Raw genomic sequence first — 20,501 nt, 5'->3', positions numbered from 1 at the left:
CTTTAATACGTCCCGACGGTCAGATGGCTCACGATAGCTATATTGACAGGGGATGTATGCTGGCCAAAAAGAAAATGCTTTTACTGCTTGCGGGCATGTGTTTCAGTTTGCTTAGTTTGTTTACTCAGGCGGCAAAGGCAGATGGTCTGGCAGATTTAAAAGCCTCCCTGGTACGCTTGCCAGGGCAAACACCAGTAAAAGCTGTCGTTGAAGCCAAAACCTGGAGTCGCCAGGGTGAAGGTAAAGACGCTGATGAACAAAATGGCCAGGCTAGCATCAGCCTTGATGACAGCCCGCGTGGCTTGCAAATTTTGTACAGCAAGGATTTATTGACGCGCCTCGAAACCGAAGAGCGCGCCAAGGAAAAAGACTCCAAAGCCAAAACCCCCACTATTGCTGCCATCAAGGAAGTCAATTCATCCGAATTGCGCCCCATGGTTTCTGCCGTGGGTAATCTTTCGCGGGTTCTTGAGAAAGCCATATTCAAAAGTGAAAAAGCCGATGCTAGCTACAATGGCAAGCCCGCGCGCTTGCTGAGTTTCGAGATACCTGTTGAAAAGCTCAGCGAAAAAGACCGCAAATACGTCAAGAAATTCGAAGGCAGCCTGGAGGTCTGGATAGGCCAGGATGGTATCCCGCTTGCCAGCCGCATGCATCAGGCTATCTCAGGGCGTGCTTTCGTCGTGATCAGCTTTGAAACAAAAAATGAAGAAGAGCTGGTGTATGGCGTCAGCGGTGACCGGCTGGTTGTCACAAAAAAAGAAAGCAAGAACAGCGGCTCTGGTGCCGGTGAAAAAGGTGAGATGCGCGTGGTCAAAACCTTGCAGGTGCAATCTTGATATCTTTGGACTTGCTGCAACGCAACACCGATAATTCATAATTGTTTTATCGATTTAATTTGGTTTGACATTACAATGTAGTGATGTAAAGTCTGTCTCTCAGAAAGGTAATTCCAGTGTTTAGCACGCCTTATTCCTCTCCTTCTTCTGTGTCTTTTGTGTCTTTTGTGTCTTCTGTTTCTTCCTTCGGCCACTACAAACAGCGTCATCTGCGCAAGCTGGCTACTACTGCCTTACTGGTATGTCTGGCCTATGGTGCCTATGTTCCTGCGGTCCATGCTGCCCCGGTATTGGCAGAAGGTGCGGCAGCCGCAGTCATTCCGGTGAGTGGAAAAAAAGTCATCAGCCATGATGTCTATGCAAACTGGCGCAGCATACAGGGCAGTGTCCTGAGCCGTGACGGCAACTGGGCAGCTTATGCCTTGGTAGGCCAAGAGTCAGATGGCGAGGTCGTGGTCAGGAATCTGAAAGATGGCCGGGAATGGCGTGCACCACGCGGCACGACACCAGCCTTCAGTGCGGATGGCCGCTACCTGGCTTTTGCGATTGCGCCAACCAGGGTAGAGCTGGACAAGGCCAAGAAAGAAAAGAAGAAGGGTGATGAGTTGCCCAAGGCTGGTCTGGGCATCATGAATCTGGCGACGGGTAAAGTTGAAAACCTGGACAGGGTAAAGCGTTTTGCCTGGCCAGAAGAAGGCGGCAATTTCCTGGCAGTCTTGTTCGACGCGCCCAAGGAAGCAAAGAAAGAAGCGAAGAAAGACGCCGAGCCTGCTGCCAAGGACGATGAAGATCAGCAAGCCGCTGCCGCCTCAGCTGCAGCAAAGAAAAAAGATACAGGCACAGAATTTTTGTTGATTGATGTTGCCATTGCCAAGCGCACCAGCTTCAAGGACGTTGCTGATTTTACCTGGGCAAAAAATGGTGAATTGCTGGCCTTCAATATCATCACCAAAGATGCACAGAAAGACGCTCAAAAAGACGCGCAAAAAGATACAAATAAAGACGCTGCGCGCGAAGGTGTTTACCTGATCAGCCCGCAAGACCTGACACCGCGCACCGTCATGGCAGGTGCAGGCAGTTACAAGCACATGAATTTTGATGAGGCAGGCCGTCAACTGGCTTTCGTCAGCAATCGCGATGACCTCGCAAAGAAAAATGCGGAAGCCGAAAAGTCTGGCAAGAAAAATGCCGACGCTGACAAGGGCGATAAGGCAGATAAGGCAGAAAAAGAAATTACTGCTTTCAACCTGTATTACTGGCGCGCAGGTGATAGCGAAGCCAAAGCTGTCGTGACTGCAAGCACCGCTGGCATGCCAGCAGGCTGGTTGCCCAGCGAGCACGGTAGTCTGAGTTTTAGCAAGGATGGCCAGCGCCTGTTCTTTGGTACCGCAGAATTGGCCAAGGCTGATCCGAAGGATGCTCCGGAGCCTTTCAAGGTTGATCTCTGGCACTGGAAAGACCCTGAGCTGCAATCCATGCAAAAGGTCAAGGCAGAGAAAGAAAAACAACGCAGCTATAAAGCAGTTTTCCACATTGCCGAGCAACACTTTGTCCAGCTTGCCAACAAGAATATTCCAAATGTGCTGATCAATGATAATCCGCGTTTTGCCATGGGTGCCAGCGATGTGCCATACAAAATGCAGCAGTCTTGGGATGCGCTGTATCACGATGCCTACGCAGTAGATTTACAAACTGGCCAGACCCGTTTGCTGGCGCAAAAACTGCGCTATGTGCCCAGCCTGTCGCCAGGCGGAAAATACGTCATGGCCTTTGATGCCAATAGCAGTATCTGGTATTGCTGGTCAACCGCTGACGGCAGCAAGATCAACCTGACAGGCAAAATCAAGGCACGCTTTGAAGATGCCAAACGCGATACGCCAGAAGTCAAGGACGCCTATGGTTTTGCGGGCTGGACAGAAGATGATGCCAGCGTCGTTTTGTATGATCAGTTCGGTCTCTGGGAAGTCAATCCGCAGACACAAGCGAGCCGCAATGTGACTGCCGGCTATGGCCGCAAGCATAATCTGGAGCTGCGTTATGTTCCCGTCGACACTGAGAAAAAGCCGCCTGCAGATGAACCATCACCTGTCGCTGAATCCAAGGCTTTGCCAGCAGATTCATGGATGCTGGCAGCCACCAATGAAGGCAATCGCTCCACTGGTTATTACCAGCAAAACCCAAAATCTGGCGAGCCGGTAAAACTCATACATGGCGATAAAATGTTTGCCGGCCTGATCAAGGCCAAGAAGGCCGATACGGTTTTGTTCACGCAGCAAAGCTTTACAGAATTCCCGGACTTGTGGAGCAGTAACCTGGCTTTGCAAAATCCGCAAAAAATCAGTAATGCCAATCCCCAGCAAGCCCAATTCAACTGGGGCAAGCAAGAGATGATTGAATACACCAGCCTCGACGGCAAGAAGCTCAAAGCCTTGCTGGCCAAGCCTGAGAATTTTGATCCTGCCAAAAAATACCCGATGATGGTCTATATCTATGAAAACATGTCAGACAATCTGCATCGCTATGTTGCACCTGCTCCTGCCCAGAACATCAATGTCACCCGCTACCTGAGTAATGGCTACATCGTGCTGCGCCCGGACATCGTCTATAAAACCGGACACCCAGGCAAGAGCGCCTATAACGCTGTGGTACCGGCAGTGCAAAAAGTGCTGGCGCAAGGTTATGTCGATCCCAAACGCGTAGGCATACAAGGTCATAGCTGGGGTGCATACCAGGTCAATTACCTGATCACGCAAACCAATATGTTCCGTGCTGTCGAAGCTGGCGCATCCATGGCAAACATGATCAGCGGTTACGGCGGTATACGCTGGGGCACAGGCATGAGTCGCGCCTTCCAGTATGAAAAACAGCAAAGCCGTATTGGTGGTGCACCCTGGAACAAGACGGCAGAGTACATAGAAAATTCACCGATATTCTTTGTCGATAAAGTGCAGACACCTTACCTGACCATCCACAACGATGATGATGATGCAGTGCCGTGGTATCAGGCCATAGAATTTTTCACCGCCTTGCGTCAGTTGGGTAAAGAGGCTTACTGGTTCAATTTCAATGGTGAAAAACACGGCCTCAAAGAACGTGACAACATGAAGTATTTCACGGTGCACATGGCTGAGTTCTTTGATCATTACCTGCTGGGCAGCCCGCGCCCTGAATGGATGGACAAGCCTGTGCCTTATCTGGAACGGGGTAAGCGGGATGTGATGGGGCAGTTCAAGCCTGTGGGGGTGAAGGCTGATTAAGGCAACAGAGTCCATTCGTGGCTCTTTGCTGGTTGACAGATTGGCCCGTGCTGGAATGTTTTAGCTTCATCTCCAAGCCATTTGCAAGCACCGCAGCGGGAGAGGTAAGGGTGAGGATGGGGTCCATTCGATAAACCGTATTCAAATTATCGTCGCTCCAGCGAAGGCTGGAGGCTACCGGGCTGGCGCTCCAGTGGCGTTCGTCGTGCACTTGAGTCGTTATTAAAGCGATTGCCCTTCGTGGATACAAGCCGGGTCTCGGCCCGGCAGCCGAAATTCTTTCTTTGCGTCGCCAAAGAAAGAATTCAAAGAAAGGCGACCCAGGCGTCGCCGCCCCCTAAAGGGGGTTCCCGTTTGTGCAGTACAAAAAATGGGAAGGCCCGAAACTCGCTTCGCTCAGACAACGGTCCTTCTTAATCCATTTTCTGTAATGTACAAACGGCGTCGACACATGGGAACTGCGGAAAGTCAAAAGCAACGGCAACAGCAACAGCAACAGCAACAGCAACAGCAACAGCAACAGCAACAGCAACAGCAACCCCCCCCTCGGCAGCAATACATATGATCTGAGCAAATTGCCAACAATGGCCAGACAAATCAAACACTGGCCCTCATAAAACTTCAAAAATGTCGTAAACGTCCAATACATCCACGACGTAAGCAGGTAGCATCCACTACATGCACAGGACTGACATTACCCCCAAAGCGCAAACGCATATCTGCCCAGCCAGTGGTCAGGCGGCTGAGCATGTGTTGATGTATATCGTGCGCGATACCCGTGGATGTCATCTGGATGGACCGGACCAACTGAATCGTTACCCTGCTACGCCATTCTGTTGCATCACCTGGATGCTGGAAGGTGAGGTGAGTCTGCTGCAACAGGGAAAAACCAAGCGTGAGCAGCGTTTGCCGCAGATCTTTGTAGCTGGTTGCCAGAGCCAGTATGGGGTGTCGATGAACCTCGGTGACCGACATAGTTTTATGGCGGTGTTTTACTCAGATGCATTTCATGCCTTGTTTGAGCTGGACCTGACGACAGTGCAGGACAGATTTGTCGATGCGATGGAGGTATTGAATCCGTCAGGGCTTGCATTGCTGCAGGCCGTTGCCCTGGCTGATACACATGCTGACAGGCGCTCGCTGATTGAAAGCTATGTCGCACAAAACAGCAGTTTCCTGCTTTCCAGCCCCTGGTCACGTTTGCGCAAGATGGGGCAGAACCTGAGCTTGCGCCTGAGTTGCAGTCTGCTCGGCGTAGGCGCGCGCCAGCTGCAAAGACGGGTCAGGAAAGAAGCAGGTCTGCCTTTGCTGGGTTTGTCGCGTTTATGGCGCGCCAAGCGCAGTCACAGCCAGGTCTTGAGTGACCTGGCGCATGGGCAGACTCCAAACTGGGCGGAACATGCAGATGCCCTGGGTTATGCCGACCAATCCCACCTTATTCGCGACTGCAAGGAAGTATCAGGGCGCAGCCCACAGCAATTGCTCAACGATGTCAGAAAAAATGAAAGCGACTGGATTTACCGTCTATAAGCAAGACGCCAACCAGAGCTGTCCCATGCTAAGCTTGAACTTACCCTATGAATACTGCTAACACTGATCAGCGCTTGCACTCCCTTGATAATCTCAGGGCCATTATGATGTGGCTGGGCATAGTCGTGCATGTATCGGTGAATTATATGATCAATCCATCACCTACGCCCTGGCGCGATAGCCAGACCAGTTTGCTGGCGGACTTATTGATCGTCTTCATCCATGCTTTTCGCATGCCTGTGTTTTTCATCCTGGCTGGATTTTTTGTTGCCATGTTGGTGGCAAAGCGTGGCATGGCAGCCATGCTGCGTCAGCGTGTACGCAAGCTGGTTTGGCCTTTCATGGTGTTCTGGCCTTTGCTGTTGATCTGCATGAGTTTGCTGGTGGCAGTGTATGCGCATCTGAATGCTTTTGGGACTATGGGTGTGGATTTTGAGTTGATTCCGAAAGTACCTGGCAGACCGCAGGTATCGCTGCTGCATCTGTGGTTCATCTATTACCTGTTCCTGTATTGCCTTGTGTATGCGCTGCTGCTGCGCTGGTCGGCCTTTATTCCGTTGGGGTTACAAGATGGTTTTGCCAATACCTGGAAAACACTGTGCCATAACTGGTGGGGTATATTTTTCCTGACATTACCGTTGGCGTTGACCGGGAGTTTTTACCGCAATGGCATGGTGACGCCGCTGGGTTCTTTCATGCCGCACCCGGCAGAATTCATCCATAGCGGCATGTTTTTTTGCTGCGGGATTTTCCTGTATCGTTTTCAGGCAGATTTGTTGTCCTGTTTTGAGCGCTGGTGCTGGTCATATCTTTGCGCCGGTTTGCCGGTCTTCATCGTGTTCCTGGCGCTGGTTAAAAGTGATGGCAATGCAGAGCCTGCCAACCCAGGCATGCAGGCCGTCATGGCGTATTTATATAATAGCGTGAGCTGGCTCTGGAGTTTTGCCCTGATAGGCTTGTTTCTGCGTTATCTGCCAACGCAGAACCGTTTGCTGTCTTATCTGGCAGACAGTTCTTACTGGGTTTATCTGGTGCACATGCTGGGGACGATGGGATTTGGTATCTTGCTATATCACAGCCCTTTTGGCGCTGTTGGAAGAATGATGTGCAATATCGTGCTGACCAGCCTGTTTTGCCTGCTGAGCTACCATCTGCTGGTGCGCCGTGGCTTGATAGAGCGCTTTCTGAATGGTGGGGCTAGAAAAAAGCCTGTTGATGCTGGCTCGGTCAATCCAGGGATTTCTTGCTAAATCTTACTACATCGTGGGCATATTTCCCCTTATACGCTGAGCTCATTGCTGGAATGAATTTCTGTATTTGCAAATAGCACAGTCTTTGGTGCATGATGGCAGGCATTAATCATCATGTCAGAAGCACAGGGAATTTGGATATGCAAACTTCGAATAACAAGGCGACTGTATCAGCATTGCCCAGCGGGCATGGCGCACGCTGGTGGAAGTCTTTCGGACCGCAGATAGTCATAGGTTTATTGGCCGGGGTAGTGGTGGGGCTGATAGCACGCAACATGGGTACCCAGGGTAGCGAGGCCAACTGGCTGCAGGTTGCGCTTGGTGCAATTGGCAATGCCTATGTAGGCCTCTTGAAACTTATGATCCCGCCGCTGATATTGACAGCAGTGGTCAGCAGCATTGCCAATTTGCGCCGTTTGCAGAATGCAGCGCAACTGGCAACCCAGACCTTGATCTGGTTTGCGATTACTGCTTTTATCGCAGTAGCCATAGGCCTGACAATAGGCTTGCTGGCAAATCCCAGTGCCGGTGCGGTAGTTGATGCTGCCAAGGCGAGTACACCGTCAAGAACAGGCTCATGGTGGGCTTTTCTGAATCAACTTTTGCCGGGCAATATCCTGGGCATGACAGCCAGCAGCTCAGTCAAGCTGGTGGGGGAGAAAGCTGTTGCCTCCACCCAGCTGGGTTTTAATGTCTTGCAGTTGCTGGTGATTTCTATTGCTGTTGGCGTTGCGGCTCTGAAGGTCGGTGAGCGTGCCGAACCGCTACTGCGTTTTACAGATGCAGTCGGTGCTGTGGTGCAAAAAATATTGTGGTGGATCATACGCCTGGCACCGATAGGTACGCTGGCCCTGCTGGGTGATGCGGTAGCCAGTTATGGCTGGGATGCGCTGGGTTCACTCGCCAGCTTCAGCGCCTCAGTGTATGTAGGTTTGCTGCTGGTCTTGTTCGTGGTGTATCCCTTGCTGGTCAAGCTGCATGGCTTGTCCGTGCGCCAGTATTTCACAGGCGTCTGGCCTGCAGTACAACTGGGATTTGTCTCACGCTCGTCCATGGGTACCATGCCCCTGACAGAGCGAGTGACCGAGCGTTATCTCGGTGTGCCGCGTGAATATGCAGCTTTTGCCGTGCCACTCGGCGCAACCACCAAGATGGATGGCTGTGCCTCGATTTATCCGGCGATCTCGGCTATCTTTATCGCGCAATTCTATGGCCTGCATCTGGATGTCACGCAACTGGCTTTGATTGCACTGGTTTCTGTGCTGGGTTCAACCGCGACTGCTGGTACCACCGGTGCCACTGTCATGCTGACACTGACTTTATCTACCGTGGGCCTGCCATTGGAAGGTGTCGGTTTGTTGCTCGCTGTGGAACCTATCATCGATATGGGCCGTACCGCAGTCAATGTCGCTGGCCAGGCACTGGTGCCCACCATAGTCGCCAAGCGCCTGGGTTTGCTGAATCTGGAACTCTATAATGCTGAGCGTACAGCAGAAGCGCTGGAAGCTGAGATTGTCGAACGTCAGGCAGCATAAGCCTGATAACGCTGACGGGCTGTTGAGTCTATCGCGATGACGCGCATCAGCATACTCGATGATAGCCCCTATTTGCCTTTGCAATTCGGCCCGTCTGCGGTAGTGGCCGGCGACATCAAGGCAGCTCTGCCCGCCAGTTTGCCGGAGTTTTATCAGGGTGCATCATCCTGCCATTTGCTGGCCTGGAACGATACGGATAGCGCAACGATGGGCCTGATTAGATCAGGCAGCGTCATCGACTTTGAAAGCACCCGCCTGCTTGAATTAGCAATCAATATTTTGCGGCGCGCCAAAGGGGCGGGCTGGGTTTCTTTTGAGGCTGTGCTCACAGATCAGGACAAACCTCTGGTGTTGCTTGAGTCATTTACGTTTAATGAAGCTGGTCTGGCATGGCTGGAAGCGATGACTGCCGTTTTCGAGGCTGTGTTTGGCGTCAAGTCAATATTGATTGAGCATGGCTATGATTGTTAAATTATTTCAGAAGATGATGGATTTGATATGTCATAGCCATAAGTTTCAATATGAAAATGACTAGTCTGAACCAGTCTTGCAACATGGCGACAAGTCCCGCTTGTAAGCCACTGAAAATTGCTAAATACTGGAGCAGGGAAGGCTCAATTATTCATGGTCACTGTCTTTATTTAAGCATCATGTAAGGAAAAGAAATGCCTGCCAAGCCTTGAAAGTCCATCATCGTGCGCACATTTCTATTCATCTTTTTTTGCTGCACCTGTGCGTTTGCCCACGCTCGTGAGCAGCCCGTGCAACGCGAGCTGTTGCGCTTTTCTTCTTCACTTAGTGAAGCCGGTGAGGCCTTCGCAGACAGCAAAATTTTATTGGAAAAACTGTGCAGGCAGAGCGGCCTGAGTTGTAGCCTGACAGCATATCCACCCGGTCGTGCGGTGAAGATGCTGCAAGATAGTGAAACCGCAGGCGAGTTGCCGCGCTTTGAAGAATTTCAGAATCTGGCGCCAACAGCCAGCCGCGTTCCTACGGCTTTGGGTTATCTGAGCTTCAGTTTGCTGACGCGTGACAAAAATATAGTCGTGAAATCCATGGCCGACCTGAACAGGCACAAAGTGTTTTATGTGCGCGGCAATGCGGCAATTGCAGCGCATAAAGAACTGGATCATCTGATACCAGTAGGCTCAGAACATGATTGCGCCTACATGGTGTTAAGAAATCTGGGGGACGCCTGCATCATGACCAAATCGCTGGCGTTGAAAATGCTGGAAGGAAGTCAGGCTGCTGCAGGCAGCTACTACTTGCAAGATTTATTTTTCAAGCCAGTTTATTTATACCTGTCACCCCGTTATCAATATCTGCAAGAGATCTTCGATCAAAAACTCAGGAACATGCGGCCTGAAGAAAAAATCGCACAGTAGCGAAATTTCAATATAAAGGTGTTTACCTAAGTATTGGTTTGCGCTATATTATCCCCATGTCAAATCAGCAAACTCAACTCGATCATCTGTTTTCTGCCCTCGGTGATACAACACGGCGTGCTGTACTGGCACGCCTGTGCCAGGGGCCGGCAGCAGTCAGCGAGCTGGCGCTGGAATTCGACATGGCCCTGCCTTCATTTACCCAGCATCTGCGGGTACTTGAGCATTCTGGCCTGGTAGTGTCTGAAAAAAATGGCAGGGTAAGGACATATCAACTGGCGCCAGCGGGCTTGCGAGAAGCAGAGCAATGGCTGGCTGCGCAGCGCAGCGATTGGGAAAAACGCTTTAACCAACTGGATGCTTATTTAAACAAGATAAAGGAGAACCATGATGTCTGAAGCAACGACGGAAGAAGGTAAGTTTGATCTGGTGCTGGAGCGTATAGTCGATATCCCACCTTCTTTGGTGTGGGCTGCCTGGACTACGCCCGCCCATTTGCTGGAATGGTTCACGCCTGCTCCGTGGAAAACCGTGGATTGCGAGATAGACCTGAAAGCTGGCGGTATCTTCCGCACGGTCATGCGTTCGCCTGAAGGTGTCGATCACGACAATGCCGGTTGCTATCTCGAAGTCATACCCGGCAAGAAACTGGTGTTCACCGATGCACTGGGGTCAGGTTTTCGTCCTACCGGCAACTCCTTCATGACTGCCATCATTACTTTTGAGCCGCATGAAACGGGAACCCGGTATAAAGCAGTCGTCCTGCATAAAAACGCAGAAGACAAGCAAAAACATATGGAAATGGGATTCCATCAGGGCTGGGGCACGGCCCTCGATCAACTGGTCGCCCATATGAAAAAACTCAATTGACAGTGCAAGTGCCAGGCTAAGGATCATATGCAGGCTCAGCTCGTTTTTTTACATACTTCACCGGTACATGTCGCGGGCTTTGATGCCCTGATGCAGGAACTGGCTCCAGGACTTAAAGTACATCACCATGTTGATGAAAGCCTGCTCATCGCTGCGCAGCAGTTTGGTGCAACAGATGCTGCCGTCATTCAAAAAGTGGAGGCAGCGATGCATGTGGCTTCCACAAATTGTGCAACTGACTATGTGGGCATGGTGGTATGCACCTGTTCCAGCATAGGCGGGATTGCCGAACGCATGAACGGGCGTTCAGGTTTGCGGACGGCCAGGATAGACCGTGCCATGGCAGATCGCGCAGTCGCTTTGGGGCCGCGCATTTTGCTGGTCGCCGCGCTGGAAAGCACGCTTGATCCAACGACAGAGTTGTTGATGGAGTCGGCCAGGGCTGCAAGTAAAACGATAGAGATCAGTACTCTCTTGCCTGAGCAGGCCTGGGGGCATTTCCTGCAAGGCGACAGACAAGCTTATCTGCAAGCGATCAGTGATGCGGTCAGATCGGCATTGCAGGATGCAACGGCTGACATTGATGTCGTGGTACTGGCACAGGCATCAATGGCAGCAGCGGCAGAAGAGTTAAGTGATCTGGGTACTGAGGTGTTGTCCAGTCCCCGGCTTGGTGTGGCACGCGCCATCAGTGCATTGACACATGCTTGATACACGCTTGACACATGCAAACCAGGGACTGTGACTGCTAATTTCTGGCAAATTTTCCTGCTAATTTTCTTCATAAATCGCAAACACGGCACCCTGAGGATCAGCCAGAACTGCAAAGCGACCAGTATTTGGAATATCACTCGGTGGCACATACGTCGCCGCACCCAGGGCCTGTGCTTTTGCAGCTGTAGCGTCGCAGTCTTCAACGCTGAAATAGGCCAGCCAGTGTGATGGTGCCATGACACCATCTGGCAAAACCATCATGCCGCCTATGGCAGCGCCATGTTGCTGCCATTCTGTATAAGTCATGGCGCCATCGCTGCCTGTGCTGGCATCCCAGCCAAACAAGGCTTTGTAATAGGCTTCTGCTTTTGCCGTGTCACTGGTATTGAGTTGCCCCCAGCAAAAAGCGCCAGGCTCATTATGTATGCCCACACCAGTGTTTTTACCCGGCTGCCAGATGTTATGAAAGGCGCCGCTAGGATCTTTTAATACTGCCATGCGGCCCAGGTCATATACGTCAAATGCCGGGACGACGACTTCACCACCTAATTCTGCGCTGCGCTTTGCCGTGGCCTCTGCATCTGCTGTCGATACATAGATAGTCCAGTGCGGCGGTATACCTGCCTGCTGTTCAGGGTCCAGGGTATAAGCTGCTGCGGCATCGTGACCCTTGAGCTGAAAAATCGTGTAATAGCTTCCCGGTCCCATCTCATTGTCCTGATGGCCCCAGCCAAACAGGTCGCCATAAAATGCCTTTGCTGCTTTTTGATCACTAGTGCCAAGTTCTACCCAGCAAAAGGCACCAGGCTCATGTGCGCTTACGATACTCATGCTGATATCTCCTTCAGTTTTATGTCGGTTGGAAAACGATGGGGTGGGGCAGTTGCCAGAGGAGTGAAAATATAACAGTGCAGCTCAGGAATTATAAGCTGCCGCTCCAAATATGAAATGAGAATTTGCGTGGATGCAGGCAGCTTGTGCGCTTGGCAAAACTTAATGTTATGCTATCGCACATGGTTTTGTTGCGCACCTGCAATTTGCACTGGCATCAAAAGAAAATCCCTCAGCCCCTCTGTATTCATGCCGCTAAAAAAATCGCTGTTTTCACTACTCATCCTGACGACTTTGACAGCCTGTCAGCCTGCCGGAAAATCCGCAGTCAACCAGGTCCCGCAGCAAGATGCTATCCCTGCATTGAGCAAGGAAAATGTGGGTGACTTCGAGAATTACAGCGTGCTCAGCACGCAGGATGAATGGAAGATCATCACTTGGTCCGGCAAAGCGGTAAGCCAGCCCGGCAACAAGATCAAGGGGGGAATCTCAAGCACTGTCAGCATACTGAAAAGAGAAAAGCAAGCCTGGAGGGTCATTTCGCAAAAGCAGTTTGCCGATAGTTATAACCCCCGCCTGCAGTTACATACCGAATTCACCCTGGCGGGAAAACCAGTATTCATCCTCAAGATACAGCAAGGCGCTGCCTATGAAGAGCTGCAGGTATATGGCCTGGCTCAGGGCGAATACAAGCTGCTGCAAACCCTGGTGGCCGGCGCATTTGAGTGGACTTATGATGCAGCCGGAAATAAGAAATCTCTACTGGCAATCTCCGCAACAGCTGGAGAGAAAGCCGTAGCTTATCTATGGAATGGTCAGCAGTTCATGCTCGTGGACGCTGCTGAGGTATCAACAAAATCTGCTGATTATGTCGTAGATTAAATTCTGGAAAATGAAATCAAATTGAAACTCTCCGCTTATTTAAGCAGCGCCACCGCTTCGGTATTTTTTATTGCCTGTATTTCGTTGGCAGCAGATGCAAGTGCGCAAACAGTGGCCATCACTATCGACGATGGCCCCAATCTGGAACAGACGCCCAGGCTGAGCCCTGAGCAGCGCAATCTGGCCATGCTCAAGGCGCTGTCCAGACATGGTGTCACTGCTGCCCTGTTTGTCACTGCCAATTATGCAGCCACTCAGCCTGCCGGTTATGCGCTGGCCAAAGCCTGGGGCGATGCGGGGCATGCTGTCGGCAACCACAGCATGAGTCATCCTGACCTGCATAGCGACAAAGTCAGTCTTGCACAATATCAAAAGGAAATCCTTGATTGCGATGCCATCATCAGCACTTTGCCCGGCTACCAGAAATGGTATCGCTATACTTATCTGCGCGAAGGTAATACGCCAGAAAAGCGCGATGGCATGCGCAGCTTTTTGAAGCAGAATAACTACCGTAATGCCTATGTCAGCCTGGATACCAGCGACTGGCGCCTGAATGAGAAACTGGTAGAAGTGCTGGGCAAAAATCCCCAGGCAGATGTGAGCGCCATCAAGCGCGCTTACCTGGCCCATATACGCCAGCGCGCCGAGGCCTACCGTGCCCTGTCGTGGCAATTGCAGGGGCGCGACATACCGCAAGTCTTGCTCATGCATCATAACCTCATCAATGCCATGTGGCTTGATGATGTTCTCGCCCAGTTTGAAGAAATGGGCTGGAAATTCACGACACCGGCGGCAGCCTTTAATGATCCGGTTTATCAATTGATACCTGATCGTCTGGCGTCGGGACAAAGCCTGTTGTTGTCCATGGGCAGAATACTGGGTTTGGGCAAGTATCCTGGCGGAGAGCGTTTGGTCGATGATGGTGATTTTGAGATTGAGCAATTGAAGCTGCAGGGTTTGTAATCGGATTTTTCCTGTAATTGAGAATTGCAACATGGCGATCAACATTCATTATCAAGACGATACCGGCGACTATGAGAGAGAGTATGGGCAGTGGAGGGGGCTATTGCTATCGGTCAGTGATGCGCCCAGGCCGACATTGCGTTTGCGTACTGCATTCGACAGACGGATGCGTTTGGATGCGGGAGATTTGAGTCTTCTGTGGGCAGAAATACTTGATGGTTATCACGGTGTCACTATCTATCGCAATTTGCCGCAACATCAAAACTGGCTCCCTTCAATTAGCTCAACTGAGGTTCAGCGCATCAACGAATTTACTCCTGATCAGCAATTGAAGTTATGGTTTAGGTATTTTGTTCAGGTCCTGCGTACTGCTGACATTAACTGTATGTCCAACGGTTTATGGTCGCTGGAATATTGTGACGGTACCCAAATTTATCATCCACATTGGTGTGGTAGCTATCGCTTGCGCGGCTGGCAGCGCGATGGCGATGATATGCAGTTGTTGCATGCGCCTACAGTTTATCTGGATTGGAACTTGAATGGTAACGGGCAGGTGTTGAATTTGTTTGCCCCGCAACACAAGGATAGTGGGCGCGTCAAGTGGTGGCGAAAATTGTCTCGTAATGGACAATTGCCACCAATACTCGTCTGGTACATTCACGGCCTAAATGCTTATCTGGTATTGGATGGGCACGACCGGTTGCAAGCTAGCTTGTTTGAAGATGTGCGGCCTACTTTTGCGGTGCTTAGTTCTTTTTATGAAATTGCCGTGCAAGGTGATCCCAGGCGGGAGAGCGCTATTTTGCAGCAAGTAAATATGGTCAGTGAGCGAGTCGCTCAGGGCTTGCATATCAATCCAAGTGTATTGAATGACATGCAAAAATTGCTGGCGCAGGCGTTTGACCGCAGACCAATGCGTCGCTTCATTACCCGCAGTTCGGCAACTTTGAATCCGCAAACATGGGACGATGAGGTTGCCACCTTCATGCGCCAAAAAGCTGGTGCTGACTGTATTCATTTACGCGGTGTTTGATGAGCACCGTAAATTCTGTCAAGCAATTTACTGTTGCATTAATCTCAGCAAAATAGTGCAACACCGCATTGTATTCAATATTTGTATTAAAAATTGTTGCTCGCCATCACGCCTCCTCTCTTTGGTATATGATCAAATAGGGCATTACCGATCTCTGCTGGTAATGACCTGCGCCTAGCCCGATATGTCATGTCGGTATAGCGGGCCTGCTAAATACGTGCAAGCACACTCTTATCAGGAATGCCGGGTGAATATGAGTCTGGATAATTTGCACAAGAGCAATGAAGACGGTCAGCACATGCTGGACCTGTATCGTCTATGCATGAATGATATTGCGCGTAATACTGAGCTGAAAGATAGTTTGCTTCTCATTGTCAGCAGCCTGGATGCCCATTATTCTGGTTTGCTGTCTGCTATCGTGTTGCGTGGTATTGAAGCCGATATTAAGACTGATCTGCTGCTGGTCTCCAATTTGCCCCAGGCCTGCCTTGATGACATGCGCAATATGTATGCAGTGGTCGAAGACGCATATCCAAAAGGCGCAATTCCCGAGCACAGCAAGCGTGTCAGCCGAATGCAGGAACTTGCGCAGGACCATGACCTTTGGCTGCTAGCTGAGATACCCATTTTCAATGATGAGCATAGGCAGTCAGATGGCTTGTATTTCTTTGCAAAGAATGGGGTAATTCAAGAAAAGCCCAATCAGCAAGTCTTGCAAGAGCTTGCCAGCCTGATCGCCAATCTCATACAACACAAGCACACGCAGCAAAAATCCCTGCAAGCACAGTCACTGGCTGAGCAAAGCCAGGCCAATATGATGCGTATGGCACTGGCGATAGAGGGTAGTGGCACCGGCATCTGGGACAGGGATGTGCCAGCCGGGCTAATTCATTATTCACCCGGCTGGAAAGCCATACTCGGTTATGCCGATGCAGAAATCATCGGACGTATAGAAGACAGTTATGCGCGCTTGCATCCTGATGATCGCCCGTATGTACAAGCGAGCATACAGGCGCATTTTGACGGGCTCACTGAGCAATATGTCGTCGAGCACCGGGTCCGTTGCAAGGATGGCAGTTATAAGTGGATATCCAGCCGTGGCAAGGTAGTCAGCCGTGCGGAAGATGGGAGCCCCTTGCGCATGATAGGTACCACCACTGATATCACTGCCATGCGGGTTTTGTCGCAGCGTCTGCAAGAAAGTGCAGACCTGGTGACTTGTCTGACCAATGAAGTGCCAGGCCTCGCATATCAATACTGCATGCAAGCCAATGGCGAAGAACGCTTTACCTATCTTAGCGAAGGCATACGCGATATTTATGAATTAAGCCCGTTACAGATGCAGGAAGCCGTGGCGCTGATACACGCACGCATACACCTTGATGATTTTCCTGCCTACCGCAATGCCGTCCTGAAATCAGCCGGCAGGCTGGAACACCTGCATCTGGAATACCGCGTCAATCTGCCACAACAGGGCATACGCTGGCGTCAAATGGATGCAAGGCCACGCCGCCTGCCGGATGGCGCTACCCTGTGGCATGGTTTTATTACCGATGTCACTGAACATAAACGCATAGAGCAAGAGTTGCAGGAGCTGGCGACCATCGATTTTTTAACGCAGATTCCTAACCGCCGCAGCTTCATGGGGCGCATGGAAGAAGAGCTGGCGCGCATGCAGCGTGGTGCCAGCAAGGCGGCAGCGGTATTGATGTGTGACCTGGATAATTTCAAGCTCATCAATGACACCTATGGGCATGCCATAGGCGATCTCGTGCTCAGGCATTTTGCCCATATCCTGCATGATGAACTGCGTAAAAGCGATTATGCAGGCCGGGTAGGTGGCGAAGAATTCGCTGTGGTGCTGGCCGGCACCAGCATTGCCGATGCCACCGTTTTTGCTGAGCGCGTGCAAAAACAATTACTGGATACGCCGGTCAATGCGCGTACCCATATTATTCCGGTCACGGTCAGTATAGGTATCGCGCTTATGCAGGCCAGTGATATTGATGCAGATGTCTCGCTCTCATCCAGTGACATGGCCTTGTACCGCGCCAAGGAAGCTGGCCGTAACCGTATTATTGTTGCGGCAGACTAAACCTTATTTTCTGCTTGCCAACCAGTCTGTCTTATCCATGGAATAAACCGCAGTGTCCATGTCATACCAGCGCTCTATGCCACGGTGTTGCATGCCTAGTTTTTTCATGATATTTGCTGAACCATGATTGTCTTGATGGCAGACCGCGCACAAGGATTCTGCCTTGAGATTTTCAAAGGCGAATGCCGCCATGGCCTGCGCGGCTTCTGACGCATAACCCTTGTTCCAGCTTTCCTTGCGCAGACGCCAGCCAGTTTCCAAAGGATTAGCCGGGTCGCGGCCCAGATGCTGTATGCAGCCAGCGCCGATGACTTCATTGCTGTCTAGTTCTATGAAGCTCCACCACGAAAAACCATACTCTATCCAGCGCGCCTTGACGCGTTCTATCATGGCCTGTGTGTCTTCTGGCGTATCTGGTTTGCCGGTAATGTATTGCATGACTTCTGCCTGGCTGTTCATGTGGAACAGGCCATCAAAATGGCTGTCGTTCATTGGTTCCAGGCGCAGGCGTGCAGTAGTGAGTATGGTCATGATCAGGCGGCTTGTTGAAAATAGAACATACGAGTGTAAGCCTGAAATTTAACTCTTTCAAGCAGCACGCCGCATGACAAGCTTATGCATCATGCGCGCAGTACATCCCTGACAAATACGGTCAGGTCAGTTGATTGCGGCATGACCTTGGCCTGGTACATCATGTCACCGACAAAACCGCGATGGTAAGTAGCATGATTGACGACGTGCAACAGCATTTCCTGACAACTCATGATGCCTTCGCCACCGCCAATGAAATTGAAATGGATGACGCGTTCCAGATCATCTTCAGTTAAATTTTTGGTGAAATTTCGGTACCAGTCATTCAACTTTTTTGATGCGTTCCACAGTTCGTTCAGTGGCGGTGTCGTCTCAGTATTGCGGTCCTGATATTCATGCTGCTGACCTTGCAGATGCGCGCGGAAGATATCGTCGATGACATACACATGGTTCAGGGTATGCAGCATATTGCCAAAGCGGGTCAGCCGGGGGCGCAATACCTCTTCTTCAGGCAGGGCACTCAACATGGAAAACATTTTGTCATCAGCCCAGGCTTTATAGTGGGTCAGCATGCGTATATTCGATAATATCGTCATTCATATTCTCCGGTTGGATAAGAAAACTTGCCTCCCAGATAGAATATGCTTGTTGAGATTGTGCCAGTAGATACAGATGTTTGCGATTACTGCAGATACAATGCGAGAAACAATTGAAAAACAAAAAGCCACCAGAACATCAGTCTGGTGGCTTTTGATCTGAGCATCTGCAAGCCGGAGCTTGCATCGCTTTATTTCTTGAACCTGGCTTCCGCAATACGGTCGGCCACGACGCTGGTTGGCAAGCCTTCTGTATCTGCGCGGGTAAATACTTCTGCCAGGGTTTCACCGATACGGCGTACATGGGCAACCATGCCGTCTTCCGGGGTATTCAGGTATTCATAGCACACCTTGATGATGCCGCCGGCATTGATGACAAAGTCAGGTGCATACAAAATACCTTTTTGACGGCAGAGTTCGCCCATCTCTGGTGTCGCCAGCTGGTTGTTGGCGCCACCGGCAACGATCTTGGCTTTCAGGCGTGACAGCGTGTCCGGATTCAGTGTCGCACCGAGGGCGCATGGTGCATAGATATCGGCCTGCACATCATAGATGGCGTCGATGGCGACGACTTCTGCACCCAATTCTTCCTGTGCACGTTTCAATGCTGCCTGGTCGATATCGGTGACGATGAGCTTGGCACCGGCTTCTTTCAACTGGCGGGCATAGTCATAACCGACATGACCCAGACCTTGCAGGGCCACCGTCAGGCCATCAAAGCTGTCGCGTTTTAAATGGTGTTTTACTGCTGCCTGAGCACCGACGAAGCAGCCCAGTGCGGTATAGGGAGATGGGTCGCCACGGTCACCCAGACCAGCAACGTATTTGGTTTTGCTGGCAACATTGGCCATGTCAGCCGGGCTGGTGCCTACGTCTTCTGCGGTGACATAACGGCCACCAAGGCGCTCCAGGGCTTCACCCAGGGCTTCAAACAGGGCAGGGGTCTTGTCAGTCTTCGGGTTGCCGATGATGACGCTTTTACCGCCGCCTATAGGCAGGCCAGCAACGGCGTTCTTGTAGGTCATGCCGCGCGACAGGCGCAATACATCACGTACGGCTTCAGCTTCATCTGCATAATTCCACATGCGGCAGCCACCCATGGCCGGGCCAAGATTGGTGTTGTGGACTGCGATGATGGCTTTCAAGCCGGATTTGGCTTCGGATGCGAACACGACTTGTTCGTGGTCGTCGAAATTGATTTCATTAAATACAAAGGCGGTCATGCTTATGGCTCCGCGCGGATCAACCAGACGAGCTGCCAGATCAGGCAGATGCACTGGTGCCGCAAAAAAAGTTAGTTAAATAGGTGGTGTTGTCATGCAAATAAAACTGTCTTTGATCACGGGTTGGTGCAATCAAAAACGCAGGGCGGTGATTGTGTCACGCGTGCGCAGTATAGGGGAATAGGGTGTGAAACTCAATCTTGCCAGTCAGCTACAAGCAGGGTTTTTGCTTATGCAGCTGCGCTGATTTGCGTCAGATCAAGCAACTCTTTCATAAAGCGTTCCTGGGTCTTCAGGCAAAAACCGGCGGAATACGGATTCATGAAGCCATGTTTGCTGCCCTTGACCAGTTCCGCATTCTGATTGCGCTGTCGCAAGTCGGCCACCAGTTCTGCCGGTTCAAACGCGGCTTCTTGCTCGGCAAATATCAGGCGTGTAGGGCAGGCAGGCTGTATATCACGGTGATCGCGTATGCGCGAACCATAAAATAATACCGCCTGTTGCAGATTTGCCATGGCCGGATTAGCACTATTCAGCCACAGGGCACTGGCTCCGGCACTAAAGCCTATGGCATAACGTAGGCTGGATTGATGAGTCTGGATAAGCTGAGACAGATTTTCTGCATAGGCAGCCACACCACCTTCAGCAATAAATGCATGATAGGCAAGTGTTTCTGCGGGGTATTGTGTTCTTTCGCCGGTAAAAGGCGAGGCGATCAGGCAGGGCAGGGGAAATTGTCGGGCAAAACTGGCAATCGCAGGCGTATTGCCAAAAACATCAGTAACAATCAACAAGACGGGTGGTGAAGCCGGAGCAGACTTGGCAGCGGACGCATTAACGGACACATTAGCAGACGCATTAACAGAAACAGAAGCAGACACAGAAACAGACACAATAAGAGCTTGATAGATACGCAAGAGGCGGGAGCCTACCGGACTTGTGCTGACAATGCAAGAAACTCGCGGAT

The 20,501-nt window shown here is 51.1% G+C and carries 20 protein-coding genes; 14 read left to right on the top strand and 6 right to left on the bottom strand.

All coding sequences use genetic code 11. From position 1 onward, the window contains the following. Nucleotides 1-74 precede the first annotated feature (74 nt). Both ACO0LN_RS16035 and ACO0LN_RS16030 read left to right on the top strand, forming a co-directional pair. The gene (locus ACO0LN_RS16035; protein WP_422975477.1) at nt 75-839 is read left to right on the top strand and encodes a hypothetical protein; all 765 of its coding nucleotides are present in this window, start codon (nt 75-77) and stop codon (nt 837-839) included. A 167-nt stretch (nt 840-1,006) separates the two neighbouring features. Further along, nucleotides 1,007-4,096: a prolyl oligopeptidase family serine peptidase gene (locus ACO0LN_RS16030; protein ID WP_422975475.1), complete on the top strand. Its 3,090-nt coding sequence runs from the start codon at nt 1,007-1,009 to the stop codon at nt 4,094-4,096. 413 nt (nt 4,097-4,509) lie between these two features. Here ACO0LN_RS16030 and ACO0LN_RS16025 read toward each other — a convergent pair whose 3' ends face one another. Then, complete coding sequence (locus tag ACO0LN_RS16025) at nt 4,510-4,701, bottom strand: hypothetical protein (RefSeq protein ID WP_422975472.1); 192 nt, start codon at nt 4,699-4,701, stop codon at nt 4,510-4,512. 73 nt (nt 4,702-4,774) lie between these two features. Between ACO0LN_RS16025 and ACO0LN_RS16020 the strand changes: the two genes are divergently transcribed. The 8 genes from ACO0LN_RS16020 (at nt 4,775) to ACO0LN_RS15985 (ending at nt 11,377) form a co-directional block, all read left to right on the top strand. Beyond that, nucleotides 4,775-5,626, top strand: coding sequence for a helix-turn-helix domain-containing protein (locus ACO0LN_RS16020; RefSeq protein WP_422975470.1), 852 nt, complete (start codon nt 4,775-4,777; stop codon nt 5,624-5,626). A gap of 47 nt (nt 5,627-5,673) precedes the next feature. After that, nucleotides 5,674-6,876 (top strand): acyltransferase family protein, encoded by a 1,203-nt coding sequence (locus ACO0LN_RS16015; protein WP_422975468.1) that lies wholly within the window; start codon nt 5,674-5,676, stop codon nt 6,874-6,876. A 140-nt stretch (nt 6,877-7,016) separates the two neighbouring features. Then, nucleotides 7,017-8,411: a dicarboxylate/amino acid:cation symporter gene (locus tag ACO0LN_RS16010; protein WP_422975467.1), complete on the top strand. Its 1,395-nt coding sequence runs from the start codon at nt 7,017-7,019 to the stop codon at nt 8,409-8,411. A gap of 36 nt (nt 8,412-8,447) precedes the next feature. Next, a complete protein-coding gene (locus ACO0LN_RS16005; RefSeq protein ID WP_422975465.1) occupies nt 8,448-8,882 on the top strand; it encodes a hypothetical protein in 435 nt (144 codons plus the stop codon). 290 nt (nt 8,883-9,172) lie between these two features. Next, nucleotides 9,173-9,796, top strand: coding sequence for a hypothetical protein (locus ACO0LN_RS16000; RefSeq protein ID WP_422975463.1), 624 nt, complete (start codon nt 9,173-9,175; stop codon nt 9,794-9,796). Between the two features lie 56 nt (nt 9,797-9,852). After that, complete coding sequence (locus ACO0LN_RS15995) at nt 9,853-10,194, top strand: ArsR/SmtB family transcription factor (RefSeq protein WP_422975461.1); 342 nt, start codon at nt 9,853-9,855, stop codon at nt 10,192-10,194. After that, nucleotides 10,187-10,666 (top strand): SRPBCC family protein, encoded by a 480-nt coding sequence (locus ACO0LN_RS15990; RefSeq protein WP_422975459.1) that lies wholly within the window; start codon nt 10,187-10,189, stop codon nt 10,664-10,666. Before ACO0LN_RS15995 ends, ACO0LN_RS15990 begins: the two co-directional genes overlap by 8 nt. Before the next feature lie 27 nt (nt 10,667-10,693). Further along, nucleotides 10,694-11,377 carry an Asp/Glu/hydantoin racemase gene (locus ACO0LN_RS15985; RefSeq protein ID WP_422975457.1) on the top strand — a complete coding sequence of 228 codons (684 nt, stop codon included), beginning with the start codon at nt 10,694-10,696 and terminating at the stop codon, nt 11,375-11,377. Nucleotides 11,378-11,437: 60 nt separating this feature from the next. On the opposite strand, the gene ACO0LN_RS15980 is transcribed toward ACO0LN_RS15985, so the two are convergent. Beyond that, nucleotides 11,438-12,211, bottom strand: coding sequence for a VOC family protein (locus tag ACO0LN_RS15980; RefSeq protein WP_422975455.1), 774 nt, complete (start codon nt 12,209-12,211; stop codon nt 11,438-11,440). A gap of 249 nt (nt 12,212-12,460) precedes the next feature. Between ACO0LN_RS15980 and ACO0LN_RS15975 the strand changes: the two genes are divergently transcribed. The 4 genes from ACO0LN_RS15975 to ACO0LN_RS15960 all read left to right on the top strand — a co-directional run bounded on the left by ACO0LN_RS15975 (nt 12,461) and on the right by ACO0LN_RS15960 (nt 17,184). Beyond that, nucleotides 12,461-13,093 (top strand): hypothetical protein, encoded by a 633-nt coding sequence (locus tag ACO0LN_RS15975; RefSeq protein WP_422975453.1) that lies wholly within the window; start codon nt 12,461-12,463, stop codon nt 13,091-13,093. 21 nt (nt 13,094-13,114) lie between these two features. Further along, nucleotides 13,115-14,056, top strand: coding sequence for a polysaccharide deacetylase family protein (locus ACO0LN_RS15970; RefSeq protein WP_422975451.1), 942 nt, complete (start codon nt 13,115-13,117; stop codon nt 14,054-14,056). Between the two features lie 31 nt (nt 14,057-14,087). After that, nucleotides 14,088-15,089 carry a hypothetical protein gene (locus tag ACO0LN_RS15965; RefSeq protein ID WP_422975449.1) on the top strand — a complete coding sequence of 334 codons (1,002 nt, stop codon included), beginning with the start codon at nt 14,088-14,090 and terminating at the stop codon, nt 15,087-15,089. A gap of 253 nt (nt 15,090-15,342) precedes the next feature. Beyond that, nucleotides 15,343-17,184 carry a sensor domain-containing diguanylate cyclase gene (locus tag ACO0LN_RS15960; RefSeq protein ID WP_422975447.1) on the top strand — a complete coding sequence of 614 codons (1,842 nt, stop codon included), beginning with the start codon at nt 15,343-15,345 and terminating at the stop codon, nt 17,182-17,184. 3 nt (nt 17,185-17,187) lie between these two features. On the opposite strand, the gene ACO0LN_RS15955 is transcribed toward ACO0LN_RS15960, so the two are convergent. The 4 genes from ACO0LN_RS15955 to ACO0LN_RS15940 form a co-directional block, all read right to left on the bottom strand. Then, entirely contained in the window at nt 17,188-17,715 is a 528-nt protein-coding gene (locus ACO0LN_RS15955) for a GNAT family N-acetyltransferase (RefSeq protein ID WP_422975445.1), read from the bottom strand. An 89-nt stretch (nt 17,716-17,804) separates the two neighbouring features. After that, nucleotides 17,805-18,311 carry a DinB family protein gene (locus ACO0LN_RS15950; RefSeq protein ID WP_422975443.1) on the bottom strand — a complete coding sequence of 169 codons (507 nt, stop codon included), beginning with the start codon at nt 18,309-18,311 and terminating at the stop codon, nt 17,805-17,807. A gap of 191 nt (nt 18,312-18,502) precedes the next feature. Continuing rightward, complete coding sequence (locus ACO0LN_RS15945) at nt 18,503-19,534, bottom strand: Leu/Phe/Val dehydrogenase (protein ID WP_422975441.1); 1,032 nt, start codon at nt 19,532-19,534, stop codon at nt 18,503-18,505. A gap of 230 nt (nt 19,535-19,764) precedes the next feature. Then, entirely contained in the window at nt 19,765-20,379 is a 615-nt protein-coding gene (locus tag ACO0LN_RS15940; protein ID WP_422975439.1) for a dienelactone hydrolase family protein, read from the bottom strand. Between the last annotated feature and the right edge of the window lie 122 nt (nt 20,380-20,501).

This window comes from Undibacterium sp. TC9W, from assembly GCF_049339865.1.
Taxonomy (GTDB): domain Bacteria; phylum Pseudomonadota; class Gammaproteobacteria; order Burkholderiales; family Burkholderiaceae_D; genus Undibacterium.
This window is presented reverse-complemented; position numbering and strand designations above follow the sequence as displayed.

Coding starts and splice junctions, on each gene's coding strand:
- ACO0LN_RS16005 (WP_422975465.1), top strand. CDS start 8,448: ATGACGCGCATCAGCATACTCGATGATAGCCCCTATTTGCCTTTGCAA.
- ACO0LN_RS15980 (WP_422975455.1), bottom strand. CDS start 12,211: ATGAGTATCGTAAGCGCACATGAGCCTGGTGCCTTTTGCTGGGTAGAA.
- ACO0LN_RS15990 (WP_422975459.1), top strand. CDS start 10,187: ATGTCTGAAGCAACGACGGAAGAAGGTAAGTTTGATCTGGTGCTGGAG.
- ACO0LN_RS16035 (WP_422975477.1), top strand. CDS start 75: ATGCTTTTACTGCTTGCGGGCATGTGTTTCAGTTTGCTTAGTTTGTTT.
- ACO0LN_RS15950 (WP_422975443.1), bottom strand. CDS start 18,311: ATGACGATATTATCGAATATACGCATGCTGACCCACTATAAAGCCTGG.
- ACO0LN_RS16010 (WP_422975467.1), top strand. CDS start 7,017: ATGCAAACTTCGAATAACAAGGCGACTGTATCAGCATTGCCCAGCGGG.
- ACO0LN_RS15960 (WP_422975447.1), top strand. CDS start 15,343: ATGAGTCTGGATAATTTGCACAAGAGCAATGAAGACGGTCAGCACATG.
- ACO0LN_RS15965 (WP_422975449.1), top strand. CDS start 14,088: ATGGCGATCAACATTCATTATCAAGACGATACCGGCGACTATGAGAGA.
- ACO0LN_RS15995 (WP_422975461.1), top strand. CDS start 9,853: ATGTCAAATCAGCAAACTCAACTCGATCATCTGTTTTCTGCCCTCGGT.
- ACO0LN_RS15945 (WP_422975441.1), bottom strand. CDS start 19,534: ATGACCGCCTTTGTATTTAATGAAATCAATTTCGACGACCACGAACAA.
- ACO0LN_RS16015 (WP_422975468.1), top strand. CDS start 5,674: ATGAATACTGCTAACACTGATCAGCGCTTGCACTCCCTTGATAATCTC.
- ACO0LN_RS15985 (WP_422975457.1), top strand. CDS start 10,694: ATGCAGGCTCAGCTCGTTTTTTTACATACTTCACCGGTACATGTCGCG.
- ACO0LN_RS15955 (WP_422975445.1), bottom strand. CDS start 17,715: ATGACCATACTCACTACTGCACGCCTGCGCCTGGAACCAATGAACGAC.
- ACO0LN_RS15975 (WP_422975453.1), top strand. CDS start 12,461: ATGCCGCTAAAAAAATCGCTGTTTTCACTACTCATCCTGACGACTTTG.
- ACO0LN_RS16020 (WP_422975470.1), top strand. CDS start 4,775: ATGCACAGGACTGACATTACCCCCAAAGCGCAAACGCATATCTGCCCA.